Origin of the sequence: Streptomyces adustus (assembly GCF_009377175.1) — a bacterium.
GTDB classification, from domain to species: domain Bacteria; phylum Actinomycetota; class Actinomycetes; order Streptomycetales; family Streptomycetaceae; genus Streptomyces; species Streptomyces adustus.
Window position 1 is genome coordinate 21,752 of the sequence record NZ_VJZD01000093.1, and the last position, 11,139, is coordinate 32,890.

At 72.0% G+C, this 11,139-nt stretch carries 10 protein-coding genes; 7 read left to right on the top strand and 3 right to left on the bottom strand.

The window, feature by feature from the left end; genetic code table 11:
* Positions 1–3 precede the first annotated feature (3 nt).
* The 5 genes from FNH09_RS22705 to FNH09_RS22725 all read left to right on the top strand — a co-directional run bounded on the left by FNH09_RS22705 (position 4) and on the right by FNH09_RS22725 (position 5,223).
* Complete coding sequence (locus FNH09_RS22705; protein ID WP_152890884.1) at positions 4–939, top strand: coiled-coil domain-containing protein; 936 nt, start codon at positions 4–6, stop codon at positions 937–939.
* Between the two features lie 268 nt (positions 940–1,207).
* Positions 1,208–2,158 (top strand): ABC transporter ATP-binding protein, encoded by a 951-nt coding sequence (locus FNH09_RS22710; protein ID WP_152890886.1) that lies wholly within the window; start codon positions 1,208–1,210, stop codon positions 2,156–2,158.
* A 2-nt stretch (positions 2,159–2,160) separates the two neighbouring features.
* Complete coding sequence (locus FNH09_RS22715) at positions 2,161–2,931, top strand: ABC transporter permease (protein ID WP_152890888.1); 771 nt, start codon at positions 2,161–2,163, stop codon at positions 2,929–2,931.
* 124 nt (positions 2,932–3,055) lie between these two features.
* The gene (locus FNH09_RS22720) at positions 3,056–4,357 is read left to right on the top strand and encodes an ABC transporter ATP-binding protein (RefSeq protein ID WP_152890890.1); all 1,302 of its coding nucleotides are present in this window, start codon (positions 3,056–3,058) and stop codon (positions 4,355–4,357) included.
* On the top strand, positions 4,354–5,223 hold the full coding sequence (locus tag FNH09_RS22725) for an ABC-2 transporter permease (RefSeq protein WP_152890893.1): 870 nt from the start codon (positions 4,354–4,356) through the stop codon (positions 5,221–5,223). Before FNH09_RS22720 ends, FNH09_RS22725 begins: the two co-directional genes overlap by 4 nt.
* Positions 5,224–5,296: 73 nt before the next feature.
* Here FNH09_RS22725 and FNH09_RS22730 read toward each other — a convergent pair whose 3' ends face one another.
* A complete protein-coding gene (locus FNH09_RS22730; RefSeq protein WP_162468949.1) occupies positions 5,297–5,626 on the bottom strand; it encodes an ATP/GTP-binding protein in 330 nt (109 codons plus the stop codon).
* A 221-nt stretch (positions 5,627–5,847) separates the two neighbouring features.
* Between FNH09_RS22730 and FNH09_RS22735 the strand changes: the two genes are divergently transcribed.
* Complete coding sequence (locus FNH09_RS22735) at positions 5,848–6,876, top strand: LLM class flavin-dependent oxidoreductase (protein WP_152890895.1); 1,029 nt, start codon at positions 5,848–5,850, stop codon at positions 6,874–6,876.
* A gap of 84 nt (positions 6,877–6,960) precedes the next feature.
* Here FNH09_RS22735 and FNH09_RS22740 read toward each other — a convergent pair whose 3' ends face one another.
* Positions 6,961–7,353, bottom strand: coding sequence for an SCO5389 family protein (locus FNH09_RS22740; protein WP_152890897.1), 393 nt, complete (start codon positions 7,351–7,353; stop codon positions 6,961–6,963).
* Between the two features lie 252 nt (positions 7,354–7,605).
* Between FNH09_RS22740 and nucS the strand changes: the two genes are divergently transcribed.
* Positions 7,606–8,277, top strand: coding sequence for an endonuclease NucS (nucS, locus tag FNH09_RS22745; protein WP_162468950.1), 672 nt, complete (start codon positions 7,606–7,608; stop codon positions 8,275–8,277).
* A gap of 117 nt (positions 8,278–8,394) precedes the next feature.
* Here the strand turns inward: nucS and FNH09_RS22750 are convergent, their stop codons facing one another.
* Positions 8,395–10,905, bottom strand: coding sequence for an ATP-binding protein (locus tag FNH09_RS22750; RefSeq protein WP_152890901.1), 2,511 nt, complete (start codon positions 10,903–10,905; stop codon positions 8,395–8,397).
* Positions 10,906–11,139 lie beyond the last annotated feature (234 nt).

The following is an 11,139-nucleotide window of genomic DNA, read 5'->3' on the forward strand; positions in this document are numbered from 1 at the left end:
CCCATGAGCGACACTTCCCCCTACGGCTTCGAGCTTGTGCGGCGTGGGTACGACCGCGCTCAGGTGGACGAACGCATCTCGAAGCTCGTCTCCGACCGCGACAGCGCTCTGGCCCGTATCACCGCTCTCGAGAAGCGCATCGAGGAGCTCCACCTCGAAACGCAGAACGCCCAGGCTCAGGTGAGCGACGCCGAGCCGTCGTACGCCGGTCTCGGCGCGCGTGTCGAGAAGATCCTCCGCCTCGCCGAGGAGGAGGCCAAGGACCTGCGCGAGGAGGCCCGCCGCGCGGCCGAGCAGCACCGCGAGCTCGCCGAGTCCGCCGCTCAGCAGGTCCGCAACGACGCCGAGTCGTTCGCCGCCGAGCGCAAGTCCAAGGCCGAGGACGAGGGCGTCCGGATCGTCGAGAAGGCCAAGAGCGACGCCTCGCAGCTGCGCGCCGAGGCCCAGAAGGACGCGCAGTCCAAGCGCGAGGAGGCCGACGCCCTCTTCGAGGAGACCCGCGCCAAGGCCGCGCAGGCCGCCGCCGACTTCGAGACGAACCTGGCCAAGCGCCGCGAGCAGTCCGAGCGCGACCTGGCCTCGCGTCAGCAGAAGGCCGAGAAGCGCCTGGCGGAGATCGAGCACCGCGCCGAGCAGCTGCGCCTGGAGGCCGAGAAGCTGCGCACGGACGCCGAGCGCCGGGCCCGCCAGACGGTGGAGACGGCCCAGCGTCAGGCCGAGGACATCGTGGCGGACGCGAACGCCAAGGCCGACCGCATCCGTTCGGAATCCGAGCGTGAGCTGGCCGCGCTGACCAACCGTCGCGACTCGATCAACGCTCAGCTGACGAACGTCCGTGAGATGCTCGCCACGCTCACCGGTGCCGCGGTGGCCGCCGCCGGCAGCCCGGCCGACGACGAGCCGATCTCCCGCGGGGTTCCGGCCCAGCAGACCCGGTAAGTCCTTCACGACAGCAAAGGCCCGTACCCTCTCCCGGGGGCGCGGGCCTTAGTCGTACCGCCGTCCGGCCTTCGCCGGTCCCGCCGCGGGGCCGGCGTCGGCGCGCGGCCCGGCCGCCCTCGGACAGCCTTCCCGGGCACTCCCGTACGACCCCTCGGTCGTCGTCGTACGGCCTTTCGACCGACGTCGTACGGCCTTCGTCGCGCGGTCGGACGCTGTTTGCCCGCCCGGGTGGCAGCCGCCCAACGGCCGCCCTAGCGTGGGCGGCATGATCGAGCTCGAGGGGCTGAGCAAGCGGTACGGCGAGAAGGTGGCGGTCAGCAGCCTGACATTCACCGTCAGACCGGGCATCGTCACGGGCTTCCTCGGGCCCAACGGCGCGGGCAAGTCGACGACCATGCGCATGATGCTCGGCCTCGACCGGCCGACGGCCGGCGACGTCCGTATCGACGGCCGGCACTACGCCGACCTCAAGGACCCGCTGAAGTACATCGGCGCCCTGCTGGACGCCAAGGCCGTGCACGGCGGCCGCAGCGCCTACAACCACCTGCTGTGCCTCGCGCAGAGCAACGGCATCCCCAACAGCCGGGTCCACGAGGTGCTCGACACCGTCGGGCTGTCCGCGGTCGCAAAGAAGAAGGCCAAGGGGTTCTCGCTCGGCATGGGGCAGCGGCTCGGCATCGCGGGAGCCCTGCTCGGCGACCCGCGGATCCTGATGTTCGACGAGCCGGTCAACGGGCTGGACCCCGAGGGCATCCACTGGATCCGCAACCTCATGAAATCGCTGGCCGCGCAGGGCCGGACGGTGTTCGTCTCCAGCCACCTCATGAGCGAGATGGCGCTGACCGCCGAGCATCTGGTCGTCATCGGGCAGGGCCGGCTGCTCGCCGACACCTCCATGGCCGAATTCATCCGGCAGAACTCGCGCGCCTACGTCCGCATCCGCACCCCGCAGCGCGAGCGGCTGCTCGACGTGCTGCACGGGGCCGGCATCACGGTCGTGGAGACCGGCAGCGGCGCGCTGGAGGTGGACGCCGGGAAGCCCGAGCGCATCGGGGAACTGGCCGCGCAGCACCAGATCGTGCTGCACGAGCTGAGCCCCCAGCAGGCCTCCCTGGAGGAGGCGTTCATGCAGCTGACCGCCGAGTCGGTGGAGTACCACGCGCATTCCGACACCGCCCTGCCCCACCAGTGGGGCGACGGCTGGGAAAGGGGCTGAGCATGGCGGCGACGCAGGTCGTCAGGTCCGAGTGGACGAAGATCCGCTCCGTCGCGTCCACGGTGTGGACGCTCTCCCTCGCCGTGGTGGTCACCGTCGCCCTCGGCATGCTGATCTCGGCGCTGTCGCGGAGCCAGTTCGACCGGATGCCCGTCCGGGAGCGGCTCTCCTTCGACCCGACCTTCGTCAGCTTCGCCGGGATGACCCTGGGGCAACTGGCGATGATCGTGTTCGGCGTGCTGGTGGTGTCCAACGAGTACAGCACCGGCATGATCCGCACCTCGCTGGCCGCCGTGCCGCAACGCGGCACCTTCCTGTTCAGCAAGATCGCGGTGGCGACCGGGCTCGCCCTGGTCATCGGCATGGTCACCAGCTTCGCCGCCTTCTTCCTCGGCCAGTCCGTGCTCGGCTCGCTGCGCACGGAGATCGGCGAGCCCGGGGTGCTGCGCGCGGTGATCGGCGGCGGTCTCTACATGACCCTGATCGCGATGTTCTCGATGGGCGTCGCCACGATGCTGCGCTCACCGATGCTGTCGCTGGGCATCCTGATGCCGTTCTTCTTCCTGATCTCCAACATCCTCGCCAACGTCGACGCGACCAAGCGGATCGGCCGGTTCCTGCCCGACCAGGCCGGCAGCAGGATCATGCAGGTGGTCCCGCGAGTCGACGACGACACCCCCTACGGGCCCTGGGGCGGGCTCGGGATCATGGTGCTGTGGGTGATCGCCTCATTGGTGGGCGGTTACCTGGCGCTGCGCAACCGCGACGCCTAGTGATCTCCCTGACCTGCACGCTTTTTACCTGCCCTTGGGCGGAACCGTCAGCACACCGATAGGCTCCTTACCCTTACGGGGGGCGTGTGCCCCGCTGTCCTGATCCTCTCGATGGGTGCGGAGCATGATCGAGGCTGTCGGCCTGACCAAGCGCTACGGCGACAAGACCGCCGTGTACAACCTTTCCTTCCAGGTACGACCGGGTGCCGTCACCGGCTTCCTCGGGCCCAACGGCTCGGGCAAGTCGACGACCATGCGGATGATCCTCGGCCTGGACAACCCCACCGCGGGCTCGGTGACGATCGGCGGCTACCCGTACCGCCGACTGCCGAACGCGGCGCGCCAGGTCGGCGCCCTGCTCGACGCCAAGGCCGTCCACGGCGGCCGACACGCCCGCAACCACCTGCTGTCCCTGGCCCAGCTCTCGGGCATCCCGGCCCGGCGGGTGGACGAGGTGCTCGGCGTGGTCGGGCTCCAGGACGTGGCGCGGCGGCGCTCCAAGGGGTTCTCGCTCGGCATGGGGCAGCGGCTCGGCATCGCCGCCGCGCTGCTCGGCGACCCCCAGGTGCTGCTCTTCGACGAGCCGGTCAACGGCCTCGACCCCGAGGGCATCCTCTGGGTGCGCAACCTGATGAAGGCCCTGGCGGCGGAGGGGCGGACCGTGTTCGTCTCCAGCCACCTCATGAGCGAGATGGCGCTGACCGCCGACCACCTCATCGTCATCGGACGCGGCCAGCTGCTCGCCGACATGAGCGTGCGCGACTTCATCTCGGCCAACTCCGCCGATTTCGCGCGCGTGCGCACGCCGGACACCGAGCCCCAGCTGCGCGAGAAGCTCACGTCGGCACTCGCCGAGGCGGGCGGGCACGTGCTGCCCGAACAGGACGGGGCGCTGCGGGTGACGGGGCTGCCGCTGCCGCGCATCAGCGACATCGCGCACGAGGCCGAGGTACGGCTGTGGGAGCTGTCGCCGCACCAGGCCTCGCTGGAGGAGGCGTACATGCGGATGACGCAGGGCGCGGTCGACTACCGTTCGACGGTCGACCAGAAGGCCGGGCTGATGCAGCCGCTGCCGCCCGGTGCGCAGCCGCCGATACCGATGCCGATACCCGGGCAGGGCCAGCCGGGCTGGTACGCCCCGCCGCCGCCCCAGCACGGCGGACAGCCGTTCGCGATGCAGCCCCCGGTGCCGGGCCAGGTCCCCGCGGGCCCGTACGGCGGTTACGGCGCCCCCGCCGCACCCAACCCGTACGCGGCGCCCACGGCCCCTCCGGTCGCCGCACCGCCGGCCGCCGCCCCTCCGGCCGCCGCCCCTCCGGTCGCGTCCCCCGCTCCGGCGGCTCCGGCAGCCCCGGCAGCCCCGGCAGCAGAGGCAACGCCCGCACCCGCCACCGACGCTCCGACCAAGCCCGAGGACGCCCGATGAGCACGCCCCAGCCCCCGATGCCGCAGGCCGCGCCCGACTGGCAGGCTGCGGCCGGTTCCGCGTACCCCACCTACACCTCGCCGATCCCCGTCGTGCGCACGCACCTCGGGCACGCCGTCGCCTCCGAGTGGACGAAGATCAGGTCGGTGCGCTCCACGATGTGGACGCTGGGCGTGTTCGTCCTGCTCGTCGTCGGCATCGGGCTGCTGGCCGCCCTGGTGATCTCCGCCAACGCGAGCGAGTCGGACCTGTCCGGCGAGAACCCGCTGTCGTTCGGCTTCTTCGGGCTGCTCATCGGCAGCATGTGCATCATCACGCTGGGCGTGCTGACCACGGCCTCGGAGTACGGCACCGGCATGATCCGCACGACCATGACCGCGTGCCCCTCGCGCGGCCGGGTGCTGACGGCGAAGGCGATCGTGTTCTTCCTCGTCGCCTTCGTGGTCACGCTGGTGTCGGCGTCGCTCGTGGCCCTCGCGGACGTGGCCATCCTGGACGGGTCGCGGCAGCCGTCGGGCGGCGAGTGGTTCAAGGCCACGATCGGCGTCTCGCTCTACATGGCGCTGCTCGGACTGCTGTCGCTGGTGCTCGGCTCGATCATCCGGCACTCGGCGGGCGCCATCACCATCATGATCGGCGTGCTGCTGGCCCCGCTGGTCATCGCGCTCTTCATGTTCTCCTCGTCGCTGGAGAAGGTCCGCGAGGCGCTCTTCGAGTACTCGATCCCCAACCAGCTCAGCGTCTTCTACTCGACCTCGCTCAGCGAGTCCGGGCCGTCCGGCTGGGACCCGCTGTGGATCGCGCTGGGCGTCACGGCCGTCGCGCTCGGCTGCGCCTTCGCGCTGCTGGAGAAGCGGGACGTCTGACCTCCACCCCCGGTCGGGGGACCGCCACCCCGACCCGGGTCCGGCCCGGCTCGCTCCGACGGCGAGGCCGGACTCAGAATCTGGGCGCGTTACGGGACCGCTGCACCCGCGTGGTGCGGCGGTCCCGTGCGTTCCAGCACGCCTTGTGCCAGTGCCGGCGCTCGTCGACGCCCGAGTGCTCGGGCCAGGCGACCACGTGCGGCACACCGTCGGGGATGTTCTGGTCGCAGCCCGGGCAGCGGTAGGACTTGCCCTGCGCGCTCGCTCCGGCCACATGACGCACGTTCCACTCCTCGCCCTGCCAGTCGGTCGTGGACTGCCAGCCGCCGTAGCGCCCGGAGGAGTCGTCCTCCGCGCTCCGTTCGGAGCCGGAGCCCTTGGGACGGTTGCGACGCGGGGACACGGAACACCTCACGGCTCTACAGGAAACGCGGACCGTGTCCAGCCTACGCGCCGCGGACGGGGGTACGCGTAGGTCGTCAAACCTCACAAGTCCCCCTCTCCTGGGACCGATTCTCCAGACAATCGGCAAATCTCCCCGTCAGGCCGTGACCTCGGCATGTGTCGGACGGTTATGCCGGGTGGGGGAGCTCCATGTCGGAGCCAAGGAAGCAGGAAAGTGCAATGCGTGTAGGAAGTTTCGTGTTGGCGGCCCAGTTCCCCGGCCAGGGGCAGGGAGAGGCGCTGCACCGAGCGGTCCGCTCCGCCGAGGTCGCCGAGGAAGCGGGGCTCGACACGGTCTGGCTGGCCGAGCACCACTTCGTGCCGTACGGAACCTGTCCGTCGGCGGTCACCCTGGCAGCGCTGCTGCTGGGGCGCACCCACCGCATCCGGGTCGGTACTGCGGTCAGCGTACTGCCCACCGTCCATCCCGTGGCCCTCGGCGAGCAGGCCGCCCTGCTGCATGTGACCAGCGGCGGCCGGTTCTCGCTGGGCGTGGGGCGCGGCGGGCCCTGGGTGGACCTGGAGGTGTTCGGCGCCGGTCTGAAGGCGTACGAGAGCGGGTTCCCGGAGTCGCTCGATCTGTTGGTGCGCTGGTTGCGCGAGCCCTCGGTGGGAGCGTCCGGCGGGCGCTTCTCCTTCCGTGAAGTCCCCGTGGTGCCCCGGCCGTCGGAGTCCCTGACGGACGGCACCGGACCCGAGGTGGTCGTCGCCTGCACCTCGCCGGCGAGCGTTCGGCTGGCCGCCGAGCGCGGGCTGCCGATGCTGCTGGGCATGCACATCGGGGACGAGGAGAAGGCGGAGATGGTGGCGCTGTGGCGGCAGCACGCGCGCGCGGCCGGGCGCCCGGCGCAGGAGGTCCACGGTGTGGCCCATGTCTCGGCCGGGGTCTGCCAGATCGCGGACCGGCGTACGGACGCGGTGGAGGCCCTCACGAAGGCGATGCCGGGCTGGCTGAAGCAGGGGCTCGACGCCCATGTGACGGTGGACGGCCGCACCCGGCAGATGCGGGACCCGCTGGCGTACACCGAACTGCTCTGCGGACTGCACCCGGTGGGCACGCCACGACTGTGCGCCGACCGGCTCGCGGCGACCAGCGAGCGGACCGGCATCGACCGCTTCGCCCTGCTGATCGAGGGCTCCGGCGATCTGGCCGCGACGGAGGAGAACGTACGGCGGCTGGGCGCCGAGGTGCTCCCGCACCTCGGCTGAACACCCCCGCCGCACGGGGAGCTTGCCGCTCCGGCACCAACTGCACCTCCCGCGGACGGAGCGGCAAGCAGGCGGCTCACTGCGTCAGCAGTCCCGGAACTCGGGGGACTGGTTCAACACCTGACTGCGAACCGAGGTGAAACGGGCCAGCGACTCCTCGACCGAGGCGTCCAGCGGGAACACCGCCACCCGGTGGCAGTTCTGGAAAGCCAGACGCACACCGAAGTGCCGCTGGAGGGCGCCACGGATCGCGTCGCTCGCGAGTGCGCGCAACAGCTGGCCGCGGGCCTGCTCGTCCGGCGGGGGCGTCTGGTTGTCGGCGAACGGGCCGCCGTCGACCTTCAGCTGTGCCACCAGGGAACTGACCATCTCCCACGCGTAGGGCAGGGAGGTCCGGACGCAGTCGACGAATTCTGCTTCGTCGACCTCGCCTCGCTCGGCCTGTTCGAGTAGGGCCGGTGAGACGTCGAGCGACATGGGTTCTCCTCTCGCACCCCCGAGACGCAGGGGTTGCCGGACAGGGAAGGGAAGTTCGCACGCCGGAACACCGAGCACGCTGCGTACACACGTCGCGACCTCCCGTTTACTACGGTAGGCAACCGCCGGGGGCGGCACCAGGAGATTGCACACTTAGGGAACTCCCAGTAAGCACACAATCGGCCACCCGCGAACTCACGTCATCCTGGGCGAATCGCGTGTACCGCCGCCCGTCGAGTAGCGTTGCGGACCATGCGTCTCGTCATCGCCCGGTGTTCCGTCGACTACGCGGGCCGGCTCACCGCCCATCTCCCCTCCGCGCCCCGCCTGATTCTGGTGAAGGCGGACGGCAGCGTCTCCATCCACGCCGACGACCGGGCCTACAAGCCCCTGAACTGGATGTCGCCGCCCTGCACGCTGAAGGAAGGCAGTGGCGACGAGGCCGGCGTCTGGACGGTCGTCAACAAGGCGGGCGAGAAGCTCATCATCACGATGGAGGAAGTGCTCCACGACTCCTCGCACGAACTCGGCGTCGATCCCGGCCTGATCAAGGACGGCGTGGAAGCACACCTCCAGGAGCTGCTCGCCGACCGCATCGACACCCTCGGCGAGGGCTACACGCTGATCCGGCGCGAGTACATGACCGCCATCGGGCCCGTCGACATCCTGTGCCGGGACGCCCAGGGCGGAACCGTCGCGATCGAGATCAAGCGGCGCGGCGAGATCGACGGTGTCGAGCAGCTCACCCGCTATCTGGAACTGCTCAACCGCGACCCCCACCTGGCTCCGGTGCGGGGTGTCTTCGCGGCCCAGGAGATCAAGCCGCAGGCCCGCGTGCTGGCGACCGACCGCGGTATCGACTGCCACATCCTGGACTACGACGCGCTGCGGGGCATCGAGGACGACAAGCTGCGGCTGTTCTGAGCGGCCCGCACGGGCACGCGTACGCAATCGCGTACGGAATCGCATACAGCAGAGGGCCGGGTCCGCCGAAGCGGGCCCGGCCCTCTCGTGCGCAAGGTGCCTCGCGCGCGAGCGGTGTCAGATCACCGGTGCCGTCTCGCCGGGCGTGCCGGACCCGGCGTCCTCCGAGGCGGTCATGGAGGCGCTGGCGGACGCCATACTGCCGGTCGTGTCCGTGGCGGACGGACTGGCGGAGGGGCTGTCGGTGGGCGCGGGCGTGGTCTGCGAGGCACTCGGGTTCGGCGACGTGGACGGCCTCGGCGAGTTCGTCGGCCTCGTCGACGGCCTCGACGTGGGCGAGTGCGTCGGCTTCCTGGTCGGCGAGCCGGAGGCGCCGCCCGCTCCCTTCGTCCCGGTCGGGTCGTCGGAGGGCTGCGCCGCGCCCGTCGCCGTCGGGTCGTCGGAGGTGCCGTAGGTGCCGTCGGGGCCCGGGTCGGTCGGCGTGGCGGACGGGCTGCCGGTGCCGGTTCCCGTCCTGCCGGTGTCGCTCTTGGGCTGGTCGGCGTCCAGGCTGCCGTCGTCCAGGTCCTGGTCGGCCGACGGGCTGACGCCGACCCGGTCGGAGGGGGTGTTGGCGTCGTTGTTGTCGGAGGTGGCGCCGAGCGTCACGACCGTGCCCAGCACGGCGACGAGCAGGGCGCCCGCCCCGGCCGCGACGAGGTTGCGCCGGGCCAGGCCCCGCAGACCGCCGCGCTCCTTGGCGCCGCCGGCCGTGGACTGGTAGGTGACCAGGGCGGCGGTGTCCAGCGGCTGACGGACCGTGGGGGTCCCGCCGGGCGGGGAGGCCGACTGCTCGGAGCGTGCGTCGGGCACCTCCTCGCCCGCCGTCGCCCGCATCCCGGGCACGTCGCCCGTACGGTCGGCGACCAGGGCGAGGGCGCGGCGGCCGACGACCGTGCCGCGCTTGTCGGCGGCCGCGCCGCGCAGCCCTATGGCCGCCTCCAGCTCGGTGCGGGCCAGGTCGTACTGGGCGCAGCACAGCGCGAGGATCCCCAACTCGTGCTGGAAGTACGCCTGCTCGGAGACGTCACCGACGGTACGGGCGGCCTCCGCGCCGACCCGCAGCGCCTGCTCCCAGGCGCCCCAGTGCAGTCCGGCGGCGAAGGCTGGCGCGGCGGCGCGGGCCAGCCGGACGACGATGTTCTCCTCGGTACCGGCCTCGTCCTCGTCGCCGGCGCCGTCGGGCGGGGTCACCGTCGGCGCCAGCACCGCGAGGGCGGTGAGCACGGCGTCGGCCTCGGCGCACACCCGGCCGGGGGTCACGGAGGGATGGCCGGCCCACCAGGCGTAGTGCCGGGCGGCGGCCAGGGCGCCGTCCTCGACGTCGTCGGCGTAGCCGGCGGCCTCCAGCTGGGTCAGGACGCCGGCGGCGAGCCGGTAGCGGGGGCCGACCGGGGAGACCAGCCCGCAGGCCGCGAGCTCGCCGAGCGCGGCGTCCGCGTGGGTGTCGCCGACCAGCGCGGGCAGATGCGCCTGGTGCGGCACCTCGCCGCCGAGCGCGACGGCGAAGCGCAGCGCGGCCCGGGCGGAGGTGCTCAGCCGGGAGGCGAGCAGCGGGGCGGGCGCGGCCGCCTCGGCGAGGGACGGCAGCGGCACCTCCTCGGTCGACTCGGCGTCGAAGTCGGCGACCTCGGGCAGTTCGTCCTCGAAGACGCCGAACTCGTCGACGGCCCCGACATCGGCCCGCAGCCGGTCGCGCTGGCGCAGCAGGGCTCCCGCCTGGACGAAGCGCAGCGGCAGGCCCTCGGACTCGAACCAGAGGTCGCCGGCCCAGTTGTTCTCCTCCTCCGTGAGCACGCGGCCGACGGCCCGCTCGATGAGGTCGACACCGCCCGCGCGGTCGAGGCCGCCGAGGAAGACCTCCTCCAGGGCCGTCTCCGCGGACGGGGCGGGCACCTCGGGGGTGGCGGCGATCACGAAGGCGCACTCGGGGGTGGCGTCGAGCAGTTCGTCGAGTTCGGCGCCGCCGATCTCGGCGTCGTCGAGGACGACGACCGCGCCGATCTCCCGGACGTGCCCGAGCAGCTCGCCGCGGTCGGGGCGGTGCAGCGGCGCGTCGTACACGGCGTGGAACAGGTCGTACAGCAGGTCGCTCGCGGTGCGGCGGGCGCCGCTGAGGCGGATCACGCCGTCGGGGGCGAGGTCCGTGCAGTCCTCGGCGACGACGTCGAGGAGGCTGGTGCGGCCGGAGCCGGCCGGGCCGGTGAGGCGCACGGAGCGACCGCGGGCGAGCAGCCTGACCAGGCGTTCGCGCTCGTCCTGGCGGCCGAGCAGGGGCAGTTCCGGCTGGGCGGGACCGGCCGGGACGGGCGGCTGGGCGGCGCGTTCGGCCTCGGCGCGGGCGGCGGCGTCGAGCTTCTCGGGCCGGCCGGGGCGCTCGGCGCCGGGCGGGCAGGCCTCGATCTCGCTGCCGTCCACGGGGTTGACGGTCAGCAGCAGGTCGCCGGTGACCACCTGGGCCGTACGGGCCAGGGACGGCTTGTGCTGCGAGAAGTCGGGGGTGAGGGCGTCCCTGGCCGGGCGTGGCCGCGGCGCGTGGCTGTCACCGTCATGGCCGTATTCCTCGGCTCCCCGGTCGATCGGGTCCATAGGTTCAAGCCCCCACAAGAGCGTCGAGTGCCGAAAGCCCCTCCCGGCCTTGCCGCACACCGCGCGTCGCTTCTGGTCCGGGCCCGCTAGAGGGTTACGAGGTCAGCGGGCAGCCGAACCCTAAACCTTCGCACAGTATCTCCGACAGCCCGGGGTACCGCGCCGTCCGAGACGTCACACTCTCATGAGGATTGCGCGCGTCAGGCGTTTCGCCGGATGCCGCCGGGTCTCCCC